The sequence below is a fragment of the Streptomyces sp. NPDC005281 genome (assembly GCF_040607495.1).
Lineage (GTDB): Bacteria > Actinomycetota > Actinomycetes > Streptomycetales > Streptomycetaceae > Streptomyces.
In genome coordinates this window covers 24,616-43,239 of the sequence record NZ_JBEXGX010000033.1, presented here as the reverse complement: position 1 = coordinate 43,239, position 18,624 = coordinate 24,616, and the positions used below count along the sequence as shown (strand labels likewise).

17 protein-coding genes and 1 pseudogene are annotated in these 18,624 nt (G+C 70.4%); 9 read left to right on the top strand and 9 right to left on the bottom strand.

Annotated features, from left to right (window positions below):
- Nucleotides 1-25: 25 nt before the first annotated feature.
- The 3 genes from ABZV42_RS34255 to ABZV42_RS34245 all read left to right on the top strand — a co-directional run bounded on the left by ABZV42_RS34255 (nucleotide 26) and on the right by ABZV42_RS34245 (nucleotide 3,992).
- Nucleotides 26-655: a TetR/AcrR family transcriptional regulator gene (locus ABZV42_RS34255; RefSeq protein WP_356055355.1), complete on the top strand. Its 630-nt coding sequence runs from the start codon at nucleotides 26-28 to the stop codon at nucleotides 653-655.
- Between the two features lie 369 nt (nucleotides 656-1,024).
- On the top strand, nucleotides 1,025-2,371 hold the full coding sequence (locus tag ABZV42_RS34250) for a PHB depolymerase family esterase (RefSeq protein WP_356055405.1): 1,347 nt from the start codon (nucleotides 1,025-1,027) through the stop codon (nucleotides 2,369-2,371).
- A 172-nt stretch (nucleotides 2,372-2,543) separates the two neighbouring features.
- Nucleotides 2,544-3,992 (top strand): tannase/feruloyl esterase family alpha/beta hydrolase, encoded by a 1,449-nt coding sequence (locus tag ABZV42_RS34245; protein WP_356055353.1) that lies wholly within the window; start codon nucleotides 2,544-2,546, stop codon nucleotides 3,990-3,992.
- Nucleotides 3,993-4,179: 187 nt separating this feature from the next.
- On the opposite strand, the gene ABZV42_RS34240 is transcribed toward ABZV42_RS34245, so the two are convergent.
- Nucleotides 4,180-5,448, bottom strand: coding sequence for an MFS transporter (locus ABZV42_RS34240; protein ID WP_356055352.1), 1,269 nt, complete (start codon nucleotides 5,446-5,448; stop codon nucleotides 4,180-4,182).
- A gap of 133 nt (nucleotides 5,449-5,581) precedes the next feature.
- Here ABZV42_RS34240 and ABZV42_RS34235 point away from each other — a divergent pair, with 133 nt between their 5' ends.
- On the top strand, nucleotides 5,582-6,517 hold the full coding sequence (locus ABZV42_RS34235; protein WP_355987069.1) for a LysR family transcriptional regulator: 936 nt from the start codon (nucleotides 5,582-5,584) through the stop codon (nucleotides 6,515-6,517).
- 20 nt (nucleotides 6,518-6,537) lie between these two features.
- Here the strand turns inward: ABZV42_RS34235 and ABZV42_RS34230 are convergent, their stop codons facing one another.
- Nucleotides 6,538-7,407 carry an SDR family oxidoreductase gene (locus ABZV42_RS34230; protein WP_356055350.1) on the bottom strand — a complete coding sequence of 290 codons (870 nt, stop codon included), beginning with the start codon at nucleotides 7,405-7,407 and terminating at the stop codon, nucleotides 6,538-6,540.
- A gap of 132 nt (nucleotides 7,408-7,539) precedes the next feature.
- A complete protein-coding gene (locus tag ABZV42_RS34225; RefSeq protein WP_356055348.1) occupies nucleotides 7,540-7,953 on the bottom strand; it encodes a DUF1398 family protein in 414 nt (137 codons plus the stop codon).
- A gap of 113 nt (nucleotides 7,954-8,066) precedes the next feature.
- On the opposite strand from ABZV42_RS34225, the gene ABZV42_RS34220 reads away from it, so the two are divergent.
- On the top strand, nucleotides 8,067-8,510 hold the full coding sequence (locus ABZV42_RS34220) for a MarR family transcriptional regulator (protein ID WP_356055346.1): 444 nt from the start codon (nucleotides 8,067-8,069) through the stop codon (nucleotides 8,508-8,510).
- 71 nt (nucleotides 8,511-8,581) lie between these two features.
- Here ABZV42_RS34220 and ABZV42_RS34215 read toward each other — a convergent pair whose 3' ends face one another.
- From ABZV42_RS34215 to ABZV42_RS34200, 4 genes and pseudogenes are all read right to left on the bottom strand, one after another.
- Nucleotides 8,582-9,112: a hypothetical protein gene (locus tag ABZV42_RS34215; protein ID WP_356055344.1), complete on the bottom strand. Its 531-nt coding sequence runs from the start codon at nucleotides 9,110-9,112 to the stop codon at nucleotides 8,582-8,584.
- 21 nt (nucleotides 9,113-9,133) lie between these two features.
- A pseudogene (locus ABZV42_RS34210) lies at nucleotides 9,134-9,839 on the bottom strand (acyl-CoA dehydrogenase family protein).
- Nucleotides 9,840-9,890: 51 nt separating this feature from the next.
- A complete protein-coding gene (locus ABZV42_RS34205; protein WP_355992012.1) occupies nucleotides 9,891-11,093 on the bottom strand; it encodes an IS110 family transposase in 1,203 nt (400 codons plus the stop codon).
- A gap of 273 nt (nucleotides 11,094-11,366) precedes the next feature.
- Nucleotides 11,367-12,179 (bottom strand): SDR family oxidoreductase, encoded by an 813-nt coding sequence (locus ABZV42_RS34200; protein ID WP_356055342.1) that lies wholly within the window; start codon nucleotides 12,177-12,179, stop codon nucleotides 11,367-11,369.
- Between the two features lie 455 nt (nucleotides 12,180-12,634).
- Here ABZV42_RS34200 and ABZV42_RS34195 point away from each other — a divergent pair, with 455 nt between their 5' ends.
- The 4 genes from ABZV42_RS34195 (at nucleotide 12,635) to ABZV42_RS34180 (ending at nucleotide 14,869) form a co-directional block, all read left to right on the top strand.
- Nucleotides 12,635-13,633 carry a nitronate monooxygenase family protein gene (locus tag ABZV42_RS34195; RefSeq protein ID WP_355987051.1) on the top strand — a complete coding sequence of 333 codons (999 nt, stop codon included), beginning with the start codon at nucleotides 12,635-12,637 and terminating at the stop codon, nucleotides 13,631-13,633.
- Complete coding sequence (locus tag ABZV42_RS34190; RefSeq protein ID WP_355987159.1) at nucleotides 13,630-14,121, top strand: enoyl-CoA hydratase-related protein; 492 nt, start codon at nucleotides 13,630-13,632, stop codon at nucleotides 14,119-14,121. Before ABZV42_RS34195 ends, ABZV42_RS34190 begins: the two co-directional genes overlap by 4 nt.
- Before the next feature lie 8 nt (nucleotides 14,122-14,129).
- Nucleotides 14,130-14,273, top strand: a complete 144-nt coding sequence (locus ABZV42_RS34185; RefSeq protein ID WP_355987049.1) for a hypothetical protein — start codon at nucleotides 14,130-14,132, stop codon at nucleotides 14,271-14,273.
- 74 nt (nucleotides 14,274-14,347) lie between these two features.
- Complete coding sequence (locus ABZV42_RS34180) at nucleotides 14,348-14,869, top strand: hypothetical protein (protein WP_355987046.1); 522 nt, start codon at nucleotides 14,348-14,350, stop codon at nucleotides 14,867-14,869.
- Between the two features lie 142 nt (nucleotides 14,870-15,011).
- Here the strand turns inward: ABZV42_RS34180 and ABZV42_RS34175 are convergent, their stop codons facing one another.
- Complete coding sequence (locus ABZV42_RS34175) at nucleotides 15,012-15,695, bottom strand: TetR/AcrR family transcriptional regulator (RefSeq protein WP_355987043.1); 684 nt, start codon at nucleotides 15,693-15,695, stop codon at nucleotides 15,012-15,014.
- A 73-nt stretch (nucleotides 15,696-15,768) separates the two neighbouring features.
- On the bottom strand, nucleotides 15,769-18,381 hold the full coding sequence (gene rph, locus ABZV42_RS34170) for a rifamycin-inactivating phosphotransferase (RefSeq protein WP_356055340.1): 2,613 nt from the start codon (nucleotides 18,379-18,381) through the stop codon (nucleotides 15,769-15,771).
- Nucleotides 18,382-18,624: the final 243 nt, after the last annotated feature.

The following is an 18,624-nucleotide window of genomic DNA, read 5'->3' as shown; positions in this document are numbered from 1 at the left end:
GGTCACTTTGGCATAAGGTGGGGACATGAGCAAGCAGGGGAAGGCCACGCAGGGCGTGGGCACCAAGGGGATGCCCCGCAAGGACCGGGAGCGGCTGATCCTGGAGGCGGCCGCCGAGGAGTTCGGCGCCAAGGGCTACGCGCGCGGGTCGACCGCGCACGTGGCGGCCCAGGCGGGCATCTCCAAACCCATGATCTACGAGTACTTCGGGTCCAAGGACAGCCTCTACCTGACCTGCCTGGAACAGGCCGGCGCCCGCCTCGTCGAAGCCGTCGCGTCCGCCCAGCAGGGGCCCTCCGACCTCTCGCGCGCCGTGCGCACCCTGGAGGCCGTGTTCCGCGCGCTCGAATCGCGCCCGCACGACTGGGAACTCGTCTACGACGGGACGCTTCCGGCCGAGGGCCCGCTGCCCGCCGCCGCGGCCGTGTACCGGCGGGAACTCAACCGGATGGGCGCGGTGGGCGTGGCCGAGTTCCTGCACACCTCCCCTTCCGTCGAACCTCTCGACGCCGACCTCGTCACCCACCTCTGGTACGGGACGGTGAGCGCCGCGGTCGCCTGGTGGCGGCACCACCCCGAGCAGACGGCCGACGAGATGGCCGCGCGCTTCGAGCGCATCCTCGCGGTGCTCTGCCCGGACCTGTGGGCGACTTAGCAGACCGGGCGGCGCTTCCGCAATCCGTTCGACGCCGCCTGACGCGCCGTCGGTTGTGGTGCCGGACTCCATGTCATGGCGGTCGGAGGAGGCCGATTCTGGGGTTCCGCCAAGTCCCGTACGCCCGGTGGCCAGGGACGGCTTCGGACGAACGGGGGCCGGACACCCCCAGAGAGGGAGCCGCCCGTGCAACGCCCTTCACCACGCTCTTCAACAGGTTCTTCAACACGTTCTTCACTTGTTCCTTCATCACCCCGGCGACGCCGGAACCGGTCGGGCCGCCCGCTGAGCCGCCTCCTCACGGTCGTCGCCCTGGTTCTGGCGGCGGCCCTGACCGGCCCCGCGCCCGCCGCGCAGGCCGCCGTGTCGATCACCAAGGTCACCGATTTCGGCGCGAATCCGGGCCAGTTGAACATGTACGTGTACCGTCCGGCGTCCCTGCCCGCGAACCCGCCCGTGGTCGTCGCGCTGCACGGGTGCACACAGAGCGCCCAGGTCTACGCCGACAACTCCGGACTGCCCCGGCTCGCCGACCGGGACGGGTTCGTCCTCGTGCTCGCGGAGACGACTTCCTCGAACAACGCCAGCAAGTGCTTCAACTGGTTCCAGGCGACGGACAACCGACGGGGGCAGGGCGAGGCCCTCTCCATCAGGCAGATGGTGAGCCACGCCGTCTCGGCCTACGGGGCCGACTCCGGGCGCGTGTACGTCACCGGTCTGTCCGCCGGCGGTGCCATGACCTCGGTCATGCTGGCCACCTACCCCGACGTCTTCGCCGCCGGCGCGGTCGTCGCCGGCCTGCCCTACGACTGCACCCGGGACAACAGCCCGTACACCTGCATGAACCCCGGAGTCGACCTCGACGCGAGCATCTGGGCCCAGCGGGTGCGCGACGCCTATCCGTCGTACGACGGTCCCTGGCCCCGTACGGCCATCTGGTACGGGGACCAGGACAGCACGGTGGTCCCGCGGAACGCCGCCGAGCTGCGCGACCAGTGGACGGCGGTGCGCGGGCTTTCCCAGACACCCAGCCGCAGCTCCGTCATCGGGCCCGACTCCACCCGGCACGACGAATACCTGGCGGCGGACGGCACGGTCGCCGTCGAGGTCGACGCGGTACCGGGCATCGGGCACGGCACCCCGGTCGACCCGGGCAGCGGTGACCAGCAGTGCGGTGCCACCGGAGCCCCGTACTTCCTCGGCTCGATCTGCTCCAGCTATTGGATCGCCCGCTTCTTCGGCCTCGAAGGCGCCGGATCGGGCGGGGCCTCACTACCCGCACCCACCGGACTGGCCACGACCGCGGTCACCGACACCGGCGTCGCCCTGCGCTGGGACGCGGTCGGCGGTGCCACCGACTACGCCGTGTTCCGCGACGGCAACCCAGTCGGGACCGCGAGCGGCACGTCGTACACGGACACCGGACTCACGGCGGGAACCTCGCACACCTACGCGGTCGCCGCGCGCGACAACGCCGGTACGGCGGGCCCCAGTTCGGGGACGATCACCGTCACGACCACCGGCGGCGTCACCGCCGCCTGCTGGACGAGCAGCAACTACGCCCACGTCCAGGCCGGCCGGGCCATCACCAGCGGCGGGTACACGTACGCCAAGGGTTCGAACCAGAACATGGGCCTGTACAACACCTTCGTCACCCACACCCTGAAGGAGTCACCCCCAGGCACCTACATCATCGCCGATGGCGGCTGCCCCTGACTGAAGTTGACGGAACGTCATATCGCTGCCGCATACGCGGACATGGACCGCCATGGTGGCCGACGCCGCTCCCACCTTCGCCATCATGGCGGTCCGGCACATGTCCCCACCGGTTCCCACGTCACTAACCTCCGGCGCGTCCACCCATCCCCACTCGGATTCGAGGTCCCGGATGCTCCACCCCAGTACGGACGTCACCTCGGCCCGCGGACGGCGCCACCGATGGCGGGCCGCGCTCTGCGCGCTGGTGCTCGCGACCGCCGGTTCGGGCGTCCTCGCGACGGCCACCCCGTCACCCGCGGCAGCCGGCCGCGACCCGCACACCGGAGCCTGCTCCGCGGGCGACCAGCCGCGCGTACCCGGCGCCGCCTTCCAACAGGCCGACTGCCTGGCTGAGTTGACCACCGCCGGAACCGTGGCATCTGGACACACCGACCCCGCCGACTACGCGGGACTGACACCCAAGGACCTGCCGACGCCCAGCGGCGTGCCCGGTACCCAGATCGACGGCTATTTCCCCGACACGTCCACCACCAACACCAACCACGGCTGGAACCACGACGCGCAGTTCGTCATCAGGCTGCCCGACCACTGGAACGGCGGACTCGTCGTCGCCGGAACACCGGGCAACCGCGAGCAGTACGCCAACGACCGCGCGATCTCCGACTGGGTGCTCGCGCGCGGCTACGCCTACGCCGCCACCGACAAGGGCAACACCGGCCTCGCCTTCTACCGTGACGGCCGCCGGCCGGGCGACGCCGTCGCCGAGTGGAACACCCGGCTCACCCAGCTCACCCGGGCCGCCCGGACCGTCGTCAGGGAGCGCTACGGGAAGTCCCCCTCCCGCACCATCGCCACCGGCATGTCCAACGGCGGCTACCTGGTCCGCTGGCAGCTGGAGAACCACCCCGAGCTCTACGACGGGGGAGTCGACTGGGAGGGCACGCTCTGGAGCTCCGAAGGACCCGGTCTGCTCACCTTCCTGCCGCCCACGCTGCGCGCGTACCCGGTCTACGCGGCAGGCGGACCCGGCGCCGGGGAAGCCAGGCAGGCCATGCACGCGGCCGGCTATCCGGCGGGATCGGAGTTCCTGTGGCCCTACCACTACAAGACCTACTGGGATCTGACCCAGCGCCTCTACCGTGAGGAACTGGACCCCAGCTACGACGGGGCGACCGAGGCGGGTACCCCGTTCTGCGCCTCCGGTACCCCCGCCTGCGACGCCGACTACGACTACCGCACGCGACCGCGGGCCGTGCATCGCGCCGTCGACCGCATCGCGCTGACCGGGCGCATCGGGAAACCCCTCATCACCATCCAGGGCACGCTCGACGTGCTGCTGCCGATCAGCCGCGACGGGGACGTCTACGCCCGTATGGTGCGCGAGGCCGGGAGGGGGCCGTTGCTGCGGTACTACCGCATCGCGGGCGGGACGCACACCGACTCGCTCGTCGACGCGTTCCCTGACCAGCTCCGTCCGATGGTCCCGTGCCACCGCTCGGCCTTCACGGCGCTGGAACGCTGGCTGGCGGGCCAAGGACGGCCTCCGGCCGACCACACGGTGCCGCGCCCGGGGGACGCGGACGCCACGGCACTGCTGACCCGGTGCGCCCTGGAGTAGCAGCCAAGGAGGCCGGTTCTCCTGACGCGTACTCGGCGGCCCGGCCCGGTGCGGTCGGCCCACTCCGGCTCGCCCCGGTCCGTTCGGCTCGCCCCGCCCCGGCCGGGCCCGATCCCTTCGCCCGCCCCGGTCCGGTTCGGTACGGCCCGTTCGGTTCGCTCCGGCGGGGGAACCTGGCCGAGAGTCCTCAGGCGCGCCCCGCTGCCGCCTCCGCCTCCGACCCTGCCTCGCCCTCCCCCTCGGTGGCGGGCGCCGCGGTTCGCCGGGGGAGCAGCAGCGGGGTCGCCAGCAGGAGCACGCCGGCCAGGGCGATCGCCGTACGTGGGCCGAACAGGGCGCCCAGTACGCCCCAGAGTGCGGTCAGCAACGCGGTCGAGGCCTTGGTCGTCACCGCCCAGGCGGTCAGTGTGCGGGTGACCCGGTCGTTCGCGGTGCGTTCGAGGCGGTAGGTGGAGTAGACGGGGTTGAAGACACCGCAGCAGAAGATGAGCCCGAGCTCGACGCCCATCACCAGCAGCAGCCCGCCGGTGCCCGGCCCGAGGAAGACCAGGCCGAGCGGCCAGATCGCGCGCAGCGCCCCGGACGCGACCATGACCCGGTGCTGTCCGAACCGGGTGACCAGCGGCCGGGCCAGCCGTGAGCCCAGCAGCCCGCCGATGGAGGGCGCGGCGAAGGCGAGACCGTACTGCCACGGCGTGAACCCGAGCCTGCCGAGCATCAGGACGGCCAGCAGCGGCTGGGCGGCCATGACCAGGCCGTTGAACAGGGCGGTGTTGAAGAACAGCGGACGCAGGGTGGGATCGGCGAGGATGTACCGCCAGCCGTCGAGGAGGTCGGGGGCCCTCAGACGCGGGGCCTCTCGGGGTTCGGGCCGTGGCTCGTCCCCGCCCGTCGCGCGGATGCCCAGGGCGGAGAGCAGATAGCTGACCCCGTCGGCCACCACCGTCGCCACCGGACCCAGAAGCCCGATCGCCGCGCCGCCCAGCGGTGGACCGATGATCGTGGTCGTCCAGGCCGTCGACTCGAACCGGGCGCCGGCGACGAGCAGGTCCTCGGCCGGTACGAGCGTCTTCAGGTACGCACCGGAGGCGGCGCGGAAGGTGATGTCGGCCGCCGCGACGACGACGGAGACGAGCAGGAGCTGTACGAAGGTGAGCACACCGAGCACGAACGCGGCCGGGATCGTCAGCAGCGCCGCGAACCGCACCAGGTCCGTCGCGATCAGCACGGGCCGTTTGCGGCGGAACTCCACCCAGGGGCCGAGCGGCACCGCCACGGCCGCGCCCACCGCGACCCCGACGGAGGCGAGCACGGCGACCTCCGCCGGGCCCGCGTGCAGCACGCGGATGGCGATCAGCTCGAACGAGCCGAACGCGAGCCACGTACCGAGCGCGCTGGCCCCGTAGGCCCCCCAGAGCCATCCGAACCGCCGCCCCAGCCGGTGCCCGCTCCGCATGCCCGACACCCTTCGCCCCTCACCCGTACAACCGATCCGCGTCCGAACACATCAAAGCGAGTGCCACGACCGGGGATCAAACAACCGTCGAAGCGCACACGACAACCATCGGTTGTGGCGTTAGGGTGGCCGGGTGGATCTCGACACTGTCCGGACCTTCGTCGCCGTCGCCGACGCGGGGCAGTTCCAGGAGGCCGCCGCCGAGCTGACGGTCACCCAGCAGGCCGTCTCCAAACGCGTCGCCGCGCTGGAGCGCTCCCTCGGCGTGAGGCTGTTCAACCGCACGCCGCGAGGCGCCGAGCTCACCATCGACGGCCAGGCGTTCCTGCCCCACGCGCGCGAGCTGCTGCGCGTGTCCGAGCGCGCGGTCGCGTCCGTGCGCACCGGCCGCCGTCCACTGCGCGTCGACATCATCGCCTCGCGCGGCGCGGCGTCGGGCCTCATGCGCGGCTTCCACCGCACGTACCCCGAGGTCGACCTCGACGTGGTGATGCTGTTCGACATCGAGACGGCCGTCGCCGCCATCCGATCCGGCGCGATCGACGCGTCCTTCCGCGCCGTCGCCGTGCCCGGCCGTCCCCTTCCCGAGGACATCGAGTCGGTACGGGTGCTCGACGAGCCGCTCCAGTTGCTCACCGGCCCCGGACACGCGCTGGCGGGAGCCCGGTCGGTGACCGTCGCCGAGCTCGTCGGTCACCGCATCTGGATGCCGGGCATCGTGCCAGGCACCGAGTGGGCCGCCTACTACGACGATCTGGTCGCCGAGTTCGGCCTCACCATCGAGGCGACCGGTCCCAACTTCGGCTCCGACGCGCTCCTCGACACCGTCGCCGACACTCCGGCGCTCGCCACCTTCATGGGCGGGCAGACGCGTCTCGTCTGGCCGACCGGCCATGGTCTTCGCCTGATCCCGGTGACCGACCCGACACCCGTCTACCCGCACTCGCTCCTGTGGCACCGCGACAATCCCCACCCGGCGCTGGCCACCCTCCGCACCCATCTCGCCGCCACAGTGGCCGGCCAGGACGCGGCCGGCACCTGGACCCCGGACTGGGTGCGCCCGCGCTGAACTTCGGTTTTCCATGACCGTCAAGGCGAAGCGGGCCCGTCGGCCGCCGCCCGGAGCACCTGGTCCAGCGATGTCGCCCGGTGGCCGGTCAGGTCTTCGACGGTGGTGGTGACCGCGGCGAGGGATCCGTCGGCGATCGCCGTGTAGGTGGACACCCATGCGTCGAGCTGCCAGCCGGGAGCCCCGTACACGGCACGCGAGGCGTAAGCCTCCTCGGTGGTCTCCGGGACGTAGGAGACCGGCCGGCCGCCGACGGCGGCGAGAGTGCTGGCTACTTCGCTGAGGGTCAGCGATTCCGGTCCCGTGAGCTCGTAGGCGCGGCCGGCGTGTGGATGCGGGTCGCGCAGTACCGCCACCGTGGCGTCGGCGATGTCGTCCTGGGCGACCAGGGCGGCCCTGCCGTCACCGGCCGGTCCACGGATCGCGCCGTCGGCGCCCACGAGAGCGGGCATGAAGTCGGCGTAGAGGTTGTCGCGCAGGAACGTGAAGGGGATTCCGCGGGCGCGGATGTGCTGCTCGGTGTGCCAGTGGTCCCGGGCCAGGGTGAAGGTCGCGTCGGGCGCGGCCCCGTAGAAGGAGATGTAGACCAGGTGCCCGACACCGGCCTCGGCCGCGGCGTCGATGAAGGTGCGGTGGTCGCGGAGCCGGTCGGGGGACTCCGAGGCAGAGACCATCAGGACGCGGTCGGTGCCCCGCAGGGCGCGTACGAGGGCCGCGTGGTCGTCGTAGGCGCCGGGAACCGCGACCGCGCCGGGCAGCTGTGGGGCGCGGGAAGGGGTACGGGCCAGGAGGGTCTGCGCGATACCGGCGGCGGCCAGCCTGCGGGCGATGCGCCCACCCAGGCGGCCGGACGCTCCGGTGATCGCGTAGGTGGCATCGGTGGGAGCCAACGTTTCTCCTCCTTGAGCGGGCGTCTGGCGCCGGGCGCCGATTGTGTCGTGGTGGCTGTGGTGGCCGGAGTGCCCGTGGTGGACAGGCGGTCGGCCGGTCCGCGGGGGTGGCGGGCTGGGCGTTACGAGACGCTACAGCTCGACTGCCGCGTACGACTCGACGTAGGAGTCGCCGTCGGCGCCGTGGTACGTGCAGGTGCGTGCCGTCAGGTCGACGTCGTACGTGACGATTCCCGCGGCCCAGCAGCCCTGGACGAACTCGGGAAACGTCGTCCGGCCCGCCTGGTCCGCGCGCAGCGCCGCGATCAGCGCCTCTCGGTCGAACGGCGGAATGCCGACCATGCCGGTGATCAGAGGCTCGCCCTGGACGGCGACCGGTCCGGCGGCGGTCAAGTAGAGCATCGCGTTGGACGGCACGGTCATCCGGCAGCCGCTGACGCCGGCCAGGCGCAGCGACTCCGCGAGGTAGGGGAAACCGCCGGCCTTGGGGCGGACGGCCTGGGCGCGCGCCAGCGCGGCCCGCAGATTGTCGATCGCGTCGGTCATGGTGCTCTCCCGGAGAGGTGGTGTGCGGGCGCCGCGGATCGGTCACCACGTTGTACGATGACAACAAATTTACAGAACGACAACGTGTTGTCAAAAACTGGGAGGTGGCCGGCGTGCCTGATGTGCCGGACGAGCTGGCCCTGCTGGTCGCCGACGTCTATGAGGCGGCGGGTGTGCTGCGCAGGTCGGGGGAGGCGATCGCGGGGGCCCAGGGGCAGACGCAGGCGCGATGGCAGGTTCTGAGTGCCGTTTCCGAGGAGCCCCTGTCCGTCGCCCGGGCCGCCCGCCGCCTGGGCGTCGCCCGGCAGGGGGTCCAGCGCATCGCCAACGACCTCGCCCGTGACGGACTGGCCGAGTTCCGGCCCAACCCCGATCACCGGAGTTCGCCGCTCCTCGGCCTCACCCCCCAGGGGCGCGGTGTGCTGGACGGGATCACGGACCGGGCCGCGGCGACCCACCGCGTGCTCGCCGCCGACATCGAGCCTGCCGACATCGCCGCCGCGAGACACCTGCTGCGCCGTCTGATCGGACAAGTGCGCCTACTGGAAGGCGAGTAGAGGTTCCCTGCGCCGAAACCCTGGGTCGCGGCCGGGTTTTCGGCGTCACGCGTCACGCCACGCGTCACGCGTCACGTCTCGGGCGCCGTGAGCCAGCGGCCCGGGTGCCCGGGGGGCAGCCGGAGATCCTCGCGTACGGCCGCGTAATAGCCCTCGCGGCCGGTGCGCTGGCGTTCCAGGAGCGCCTGCCAGGCCTGTGGATCGCGGGTGCCCACGCGCTGGAACCGTTCCATCTCCATGACCACGGTCACCCATACCCGGGCCCGGTCCACCACTTCGCGGCTGCCCAGCATGATCAGGGCCTCTCCGGCGGGATCGCGGTCGTCGGTGGCCCGGGCCAGGAGCGGTTCGGCCTCGGCCAGGGCCAACGGGTGCGGGTGCGGGTCGTTGCCCATGTGGGCGGCGACCCGGTAGGTGAGCGTCACCGACTTCTTCAGCGACCGCGCGTACTCGGAGTACACGGCGAGACGCCGTTCCTCCCATCGGTCCGCCCGGTCCCTCTTGAAGCGCTCGCGGTCGCTGCGGACGAGGGCCAGATACGAACCGAGGGCGCCGATCACGACGCCCACGAGAGCCGGGAGTTGCTGAAGAAATGCGGACATGAGCGCACCGTACCGAGCGGATCAGGCGAGCAGCGAGCGGCCGATGATTTCCTTCATGATCTCGGTCGTGCCGCCGTAGATGGTCTGCACACGGCCGTCGGTGAACGCCTTGGCGATCGGGTACTCGGTCATGTAGCCGTATCCGCCGTGGAGTTGCAGACAGCGGTCCGCCACGCGCTTCTGGAGCTCGGTCGCCCACCACTTCGCCATCGAGGCCTGGACGGCGTCCAGGGCGCCGTTCGCGTGTTCCTCGATGCACCGGTCGAGGAAGGACCGGGTGACCGCGCACTCGGTCGCCATCTCCGCGATCTCGAAGCGGACATGCTGGTGTTTCGCGAGTGGCCGTCCGAACGCCTCGCGCTCCTTCACGTACCGGGTGGTGATGTCGAGAAGGCGCTCCGCCCCGGCGACGGCGGCGACCGCGATCGTGACGCGCTCCTGCGCCAGGTTCGTTGTGCAGGCCGATGGCGAAGCCGGCCGCGTACGCGCGGCCGAACTCCTCCGCGATCACGGCGCTGTACCGGTAGTCGGGGTTTCCGCCGCCTCCGTACTCCTGGGCCACGGCGAGTCCGAGCAGGCCCTGCCTTCCCGCCGCCCGCCAGACCTCGCGCGAGACGATTCCGTCCTTCTCCCACTGCTCGTAATGCGGCAGCACTTCCTTGTCCAGAAAGGTGCGCACCGTCGCCCGGAAGGCTTCGTGGTCCTCGGTGTAGATCCGACGTTTCATAGGGAGGGCTCCTGATACTTGCGGGTCGAAAAAGTGCCTCTATATCTTTCGTCAAGCCGTAGTGAGCGTGGGCGGTTGGTAGAAGGTGCCGTCTCGGAGCATGGCGAACAGGACGTCGATGCGACGTCGGGCCAGTGCGATGAGGGCGGCGATGTGGTGCTTTCCCTCGCGGCGTTTGCGGTCGTAGTAGGCGCGTGACTCGGGCTGGGAGAGTGAGGCGAACGCGGCGAGGTAGAAAGCCCGCTTCAGTTGTTTGTTGCCGCGTTTCGAGGGGTGCTCGCCACGGATGGACGAGCCGGAGTTTCGGGTCACGGGTGCCAGGCCGGCGTAGGCGGCGAGGTGTCCTGCGGAAGCGAAGCCGCTGCCGTCACCGACGTCGACGAGGATGCGGGCCGCGGTCCTGGTCCCGATGCCGGGCATCGACATCAGGACCTGGGAAAGAGGGTGGGCGTCCAGGAGTTCCTCGATCCGGGCGGCGAGGAGTTTGCGCTGGTCAAGCACTGCCTGGAGTGAATTGGCGAGGCTGGGCACGATCAGCGTGGCCGCGTCGGTGCCGGGGACGACGACGGTCTGCTCGTCGAGTGCGGCAATGATGTCGTCGACCAGTCGCTCGGCCATGCGGGGTGCCTTCGGCCGCATCAGGGTGACCAGACGTCGTCTTCCTGCTTTGCGGATCTGGGCCGGGGAGCCGAACTGATCCAGCATCCTGAGCACGGCCGGATGCTGGATTCGCGGGCCCAGGACCCGTTCCAGGGACGGATGGATCTGGGTCAGCAGACCTCGGAGCCGGTTGGCGATTCGGGTGGACTCGCCTGCCAGGTCGTCGTCGAAGCCCGTGATCATGGCCAGCTCCGCGATTTTCTCGTCGGCGAGATCGACGGTCCGCAGGGTGTGGGGCATCGCTCTGGCGGCATCGGCGATGATGAACGCGTCACGGGCGTCGGTCTTGGCCTCGCCGGGATAAAGATCGGCGATCCGCCGCATCGTCAGGCCGGGTAAGTAGGCCACTTGGCAACCCGCATCGCGGGCAACCGCCAGCGGAAGGGCCCCGATAGAAGCCGGCTGATCGACGACCACCAGCACTGTCCCGTGCTTGGCCTGCAGTTTCTCGAACAACTCTTGCAGCTTCGGCTCGCTGTTGGGTAGCGGCTTGTCGAACACCTTCTTCCCCGCCCGGTTGACGGCGGTGGCGTGGTGTCCGTCCTTGCCGACATCCAGACCGAGGTAGACGTCGATGCCATCGCCAGCGGTCATGCCTGTTGCTCCCGTGCTCGCTCTCTCCCCGGCCTCACCTGCGGCATCAGCGTGCCGGCATCCACGTTACGAAGAGACTGCCTCGCCCATCCACGGGTCCGGCGCTCGTGCCTCTAATCAGCGGTCTGCCAATGCCTTCGATCCCGGTGACACCACTTTTTCGATCATCATCGACAAGGGGGCGAAGTCATGCCGGGGCCGAAGGCCGGGAGCCTCATTGCGAGGCCACGAAGAAGGTAACGGGGGCGACGCGAGTGCTGGTGTGCATCGGCGTCACCGCGGGGCCGAGGCGAGGAAGCGGCCGGCTTCCTCGATGGCGCGGACGACCTCGAACGAGCCGCCGCCGTCGCAGGGGATCACCGCGCCGGAGATGTAGGCGGCGGCGGAGGACGAGAGGAACATCGCCAGATCGGCGATCTCGTCCGTGGTGCCGAACCGGCCCAGCGGAACGGTTCCGATCGACCTTTCGCTCTGCGGGTCATCGCCCGGAGAGAGCCTGGCCAGCCCCTCCGTTCCGGCGATCGGGCCCGGTGCGATCGCGTTCACGCGGATGCCCCTGCCGCCCCACTCCAGCGCGAGAACCCGGGTCAGCTGGTCCACGCCGGCCTTCGCCGCGCACACATGGGCCTGATAGTGCACGGGGATCGTCGCCTGCGGCGCGGTGATGTTGATGACCGAGGCGCCGGGAGCCAGGTGCTCGAAACCGGCGCGCATCACGTGGAAGGTGCCGTTCAGGTCGATGTCCACGACCACTTTGAAGCCGTTCGACGACAACTCGCCAGCCTCCGCGAGGAAGTTGCCTGCCGCCCCGGACACCAGGACGTCGACCGCCCCCCACTCCGAACGCACCGCTTCGAAGACGTCCGTCACCGACTCCATGTCCCGCACGTCGGCCACGAAGCCGCGCACGGGGTTCCCGTGGACAGCGAGCCGCCTCACGGCCGTGTCGACGTTGGACCGCTTCCGGCTGGCCACCGCAACCGCGGCACCCCGCGCGGCGAAAGCCTCGGCGATGGCGAGGTTGATGCCGGAGGTGCCACCGAACACCACCACCCTCTTGCCGCTGAAATCGAACTTGACGTCCATGCGTGTCCCTCTCGGGTCGTGACGCGAACAGCCGCACCGCTCACGGGGGAGCGGGGGCTGCGATGACGGCAGCGTCAAGCAAGCTGACAAAATAGTCAAGTACGTGACTGGCGTCGCGCGTCCTTGGCTGAGCCCATGGCGGTTCGATTTATGACTCGCCCACGAAAGCGACGGATTTCCGGGCGTGGCCATGGCGACTGTGATACCCGTCTCTTCGACAAAAAAGTCAGCTTCTTGACGCGGCCGGACCTGCCCCCGCAAAGCCGCTGGTCAGATCGCCTGCGGAGCGGTCGGGCGTACAGGTGCCGACGTCATCGGTGGCGCCCGGCCGGGCGGCGGCACCCTTGCGGCGATTGTGCAACAAGTTGCACAATCGCTGACCTGCCCCTGCCGAGGTCCCCTCCGCCGGCCGTCATGCCGCAGAGGGCCCGACGAAAGCCGTCAAAGGACCCGCCATGCCGCTGCCTCCCGCCCTGTCCCGGCCCCTCACGCTGCCCGTCGTGGGCTCGCCCCTGTTCATCGCCTCCGGACCCGAACTGGTCATCGCCCAGTGCCAGGCCGGTGTGATCGGTTCGTTTCCGGCTCTGAACGCCCGGCCCGTGTCGCTGCTGTCCGACTGGCTGGACCGCATCACGGAGGAGAACGCCGCGTACGAGGCCGCGCATCCGGACGCCGTCGTCGCCCCGTTCGCGGTCAACCAGATCGTGCACCGCTCGAACGACCGCCTCGAGCTCGACATGGACGTGATCGTGAAGCACCAGGTGCCGATCGTGATCACCTCACTGGGAGCGCGTCCCGAGATCAACGACGCCGTGCACTCGTACGGCGGGATCGTCCTGCACGACGTGACCAGCGACAAATTCGCCCGCAAGGCCGTCGAGAAGGGTGCGGACGGCATCATCGCCGTGGCCGCCGGCGCCGGCGGCCACGCGGGCACGCAGTCCCCCTTCGCCCTCCTCCAGGAGATCCGTGAGTGGTTCGACGGCCCGCTGCTGATGTCCGGAGCCATCGCCCACGGCCGGTCGATCCTGGCCGCGCTGGCCGCCGGCGCCGACCTCGCCTACATCGGGTCGGCGTTCCTCTCCACCGCCGAGGCCAACAACTCGCCCGCCTACAAGCGGATGATCGTGGACAGCACCGCCAAGGACATCGTCTACAGCAACCTGTTCACGGGCGTCCACGGCAACTACCTGCGCGGGAGCGTCGCCGCCGCCGGACTCGACCCCGACGACCTTCCCGAGTCCGACCCGTCCGCGATGGACTTCGGCTCCGGCGGCAACACGAACGCCCGCGCGTGGAAGGACATCTGGGGATCCGGCCAGGGCATCGGCGCCCTCAAGGAGAGCCGTACCGTCGCCGACCTCGTCACGGTACTGAAGGCCCAGTACGACGCAGCGCTGCTCGGCCTCGGCATCAGGACCTCGGTCCACACGGCCCCGTCGACGACCGTCTGATATCCAACTCCCGTCAATCGAAAGGCCAACGGGCCTTCTGCGTGGGCCAGGATCTGGAGGAAGCACGCTCCGCGGGCGAAGGGCAGGCCATGGCCGATGCCGTACGAGAGCAGTACAACCCTCTCGTACGAACACTCCTGACGATGCCCAAGCCCGTGGTCGCCGCGGTGAACGGGATCGCCGCGGGCGCCGGGATGGCCCTGGCGCCGGCCTGCGACATCCGTATCGCCGCTTCGTCCGCGACCTTCACCACCGCCTTCGCGGGCATCGGCCTGTCCTGCGACACCGGGATCTCCTGGATCCTGCCCCGCGTCGCCGGGCGGGCGGCAGCGCTCGACCTGCTGCTGCGCCCCCGGCTCCTCGGCGCGGCCGAGGCCCTGGCCTGGGACTGCTGCATCAGGTCGTCGCGGACGGGGACTTCGAGGGCACTGTTCACCGGGGCGCGGCCGAATCGGCCGCAGGACCCACCCGCGCGTTCGCCGCCATGAAGGCCGCCGTGACCTTCGCGTCCGGATCGACACTGGACGCCGCGCTGGAACGCGAGGCCGAGCAGATCGCCCTCACCGGCGCTTCGGAGGGCTGTCAGGCAGGTCTGAACGCCTTCCTGGCCAAGCGGAAACCAGCGTTCACAGGATCCTGAACCGTCCCCGCGCCCGGAGTCCTCCGCACGTCCGTACTGGTGCCGACTGCACGGGATGGCCCAAGCTGGCCCGCATGGACTGGTTGCCACTGCTCTCCACCCTGGCCGGGGCCGCGATAGGTATCGGCTCCACCCTCATCGCCGACCGGAATCGGTGGAGGCGAGAGGACGCCAAGGAAGGAGTTCGGCTGCGGCTGGACATCTACACGCAGTACACCACCACCGTGAAGGTCCTCGGTGAGACCCTGCGGGCCCTGGCCGAGCGAGAGCATCCTTCAGACGACGAGCGGGCGCTCGCGCTGCGCGAAGCCTTCCGGGACTCGGGCATGGGTGTCGCGTCGGAACGGATGTGGCTGATCGCGCCCCAACCCGTCGTCAAGGCCTCCAACGGCGTCTTCCACTGCCTGAAGCGCATCTGTGACGGCTACGTCGACGGCGCCGCCGTCAGCAGTCCGGAGGACCGGGCCCGTTGGGAGGCGCGCGGCCAAGCGGCGGCCAAGATGCGCAAGTTGATGCGTGAGGATCTCGGCGTCGGCCCGCTCACCGAACGCCACAGCCCCCTGCTCGACGACCACGACAACCCGGCCGCGCGGTGACTTTGGCGTTGGCGCCGTGTCATCGGCTTCAGTAGACGGCACACCGGAACGGCCGTGCGGTACCTCGCTGTTCTGGTACCTCGCTGTTCGGGCCCCGGCCGGGATCGACAGGACAACTCCCGGATGCCCCAGCCCACTTGCGTCAGCCTGACGTCGTACCCGTGGAGGCGCCGACCCGATCGGCCCAGCCCTCGTCCGGCGCGCCCCGCAGGCCGATGGCCGACGCCCACAACCGCGAGAGGTGGTCGACCACAGTGTCCTCGTCGTACGGCACGTCCATGGAGGATCTCGCGTGGGCGACCTGCTCGACCATCGAGCCCAGCGCCAGGGCCGTCAGCCGGGTGTCCAGATTCGGATTCGCCAGCCCCGCGTCCTGGAGCCGTCGGATGCCCCTCGTGGCACGGCTGACGTAGAACTCCCGGATCTCCAGGACCATCTGCCGCAACGTCTCGTCCGCGGCCGCTCCCTGGTCCACGAGCCGCAGCACCTTCGACGCCCGGTCCCAGGCACGCAGATAGAGACGGTTCGCCTCCACCAGCTTCGTGTACGGATCGTCGACGGTGTCCGGCGGCACCAGGCTGGACGCGAACATCTCGCCGACGACCGATCGGACGACGTGGTGCAGCAGGTCTTCCCTGGACTCGAAGTACGTATAGAACGTCCCGTACGAGACGCCCGCCGCCTGGGCCACCGCCTCGGGGCTGAAGGCCGACCAGCCCTGCTGCTCCAGCACCTCCCGGCCGGCAAGGATCAGGCCGTCACGAGTGCGCCGACCACGCGTGGTGGTCGGCGGCGTCGGAGCCGGCTTGGTCCTCTGTCGTCCCATACCCCAATCATCGCACCCGGCGCATGTACGACCGGGCGGTTCCCGGCGGCCACGCGCCTCTCGGCGCGGTTCCTCAGGGCAGGATCTCGACGTACCCGTCCGTGCCGTGCACGCGGATCCGCTGCCCGTCCCGGATCCGCCGGGTGGCCCCCTCGACACCCACGACGGCCGGCAGGCCGTACTCCCGGGCGATGACCGCTCCATGGGTCATCAGGCCGCCCACTTCCGTCACCAGACCGGCGACCGCCACGAACAGCGGCGACCAGCTCGGGTCCGTGAAGGGAGTGACCAGGATGTCGCCCGCTTCGAGATCGGCGTCGGCCATGTCGAGGATGACGCGGGCCCTTCCCTCGACGGTCCCGGCGGAGACGGGCAGGCCGATCAGGGCGCCGTCCGGTGCGTCGTCACGCCGGTACGCCCCGGTGACGGCCTCGCCGTCCGAGGTGAGCACCCGGGGCGGGGTGAGCGCCTGGTACGACCGGAACGCGTCCTTGCGCTGCCGGACGAGCCGGTGATCCACCCGACTCGTGCGGACGACGTCGTGGAACTCCTGGAACGTGAGGTAGAAGACGTCCTCCTTCTCGGCAAGCACGCCGGCCCGCACGAGCCGCCCGGCCTCCTCCAGCAGCGCCCGCTTGTAGAGGAAATAGCGACTCACGATGCCGTACTTCGGATACTCCCGGTAGCCGGCGAATGCCCTGACCTGGTCGATCATCCGTTTGGTCTCGTCGGCCCTCCGGTCCCCGTCCGGCAGGGCCCGCAGGCGCGACAGCACCTCCTGCTCCTTCTGCGCCGCCTTCCGCCGCCCCTGCTCGAAACGCCGCCCGGCGGCGCCCGGCTCGAAGTTCCTGACGTTGTCGAGGATCACGGGCACGAGCGTGCCGGGGCGCTCGCGCCACCGCGGCCTCGTGACGTCGATCTCGCCGACGCAGCGCATGCCGTACCGGTCGAGATAGGCCTCGATGGCATCGCGGGCCTCGGTCCCGCCCGCGACCTTCGTCAGCTCGTCCAGGAAGCCCTCGCCCAGGACGCCCGCGTCCTCGACGTCCCGCAGGAACGCCACAACCTCCGGCAGCGCGCGGATCACGTCGGCGACATCGAGCAGCTCAAGTCCCATCTCCGACGTGATGTTGTCGGGGGCGGACAGGGTGAGGGTGTCAGCCGCGTTCTTCTCGCCGAGCCACTCCAGCAGCCTGTCGTTGAGCCACCAGGTGGCCTCCATTCCCGCCATGATCGCCTGGATGTTCAGCGGATCACCGAGGACCCGCTTGTGCTCGGCGAAGGCCTCCAGCAGAAAATCGAACAGAGCCGGGCCGGTCTTCGCCAGGATGCCGCTCTCCAGGGCCGCGACCGACGCCCGGCTGCGCCCGATCAGTTCGGTGACGACGGCCGGATCGGCCTCGGCCGGGGCGGACGCACCTCCTGCCGGCTGCCCGGCGAGGGCCGCGTCCGGGAGCGGGGGGACGAGATCCCCGTGGCCGAGGACGGTCTCCAGAGCGTCCCTGACCAGCGGATCGCCTCTGCCCATGACCTCCAGGAGTGCGGCGCGGCTCGCGGGCGACGCCAGCCGCGGGGCGACATCGACGAACAGCCTTCCACCGGCCTCGTGCATCGGCACCATGGCCGTCAGCCGCCACATGGAGAGCCCCAGCGGCTTCATGGCGTCGGTCATCATCTGCTGGTGGCCGACGGAGACGTAGACGTGATTCTCCTGGTCGCCGCTGTCGGGGACGGGGAACAGCGTCGTGATCGGCCGGCTCTGGACGATCCGGAAGCCGTCGGCGGCCAGGCACCACTCGATGTCCTGAGGGCGGCCGAAGTGCGCTTCGATCCGCCGCCCGAGCCGTACGAGTTCCACGGCCTGCCCGTCCGTCAGCGCCGGCCGCTCCTGTTGCCGCGGGTCGATCGCCGCTTCACGCGTACCACCGCCGGGCAGGGCCTGAACGGCACGGCTCTTGGCGGCGATCGTCCTGGCGACGACTTGCCCGTCGCGCACCTTGAAGACGTCCGGGTTCACCAGTCCGGAGACCAGCGCCTCGCCGAGGCCGAAACCGGCGTCCACGGTGGCAACCTTCCGGTTGCCCGACAGGGGGTCGGCCGTGAACAGGATGCCGGACGCCTCCGGGAGGACCATCCGCTGCACGACCACGGCCATGTGGACCGAACGGTGGTCGATGCCGTTCCGCCCGCGGTAGGTCACGGCCCGCTCGGTGAACAGCGAGGCCCAGCACCGGCTGATGTGCCGAAGGATCTCCGTCGTCCCCACGACGTTCAGATACGTGTCCTGCTGACCGGCGAAGGAAGCCGTCGGCAGGTCCTCGGCCGTCGCGCTGGAGCGGACGGCGTACGCGGCCCCCTCGCCGAGCCGGGCGAGCGCACGGGTGATCGCCGTCGCGAGCTCACCCGGGACGGCCGTCTCCTCGATGCTCCGGCGAATCCGGGCGCTGAGCGTGCGGATCGCCTCCCGGTCGTCCGGGTTCACGCGCGACAGCTCTTCGAGCGGCTCGTCGATCGACGGAGCCTCCGCCATGATCCGCCGGAAGGCGTCCGTCGTCACGCAGAAGCCGGCCGGCACACGGGTGCCTTCGATCCGCGACAGCCCGCCCAGGTTCGCGCCCTTGCCGCCGACGGCCGCGGCCTGCGTTTCGTCGACCTCTTGAAGTTCCAGCACGTACTGCTCAGTCATCGGTGATGCCTCCGAGGCGGCAGCGGTGCTCCGTCGTACCGCGATGTCCGATCGGATCACCCCCGCCTCCAACTCTGTCGAACCCCTTGTCGAGCATGTCCTCGTCCCTGCATGCCTTCCCGCGGGCGAGCCGTCCGGCCGCTCCGCCGGTCGGGCGGCGCGGCCACACGTCTCCGCCGGTTGTGGCACAGGCCGACGATTGTGCGCCGTGACCGGGGCCTTGCGGCAAGGCCCCCTGTGCGC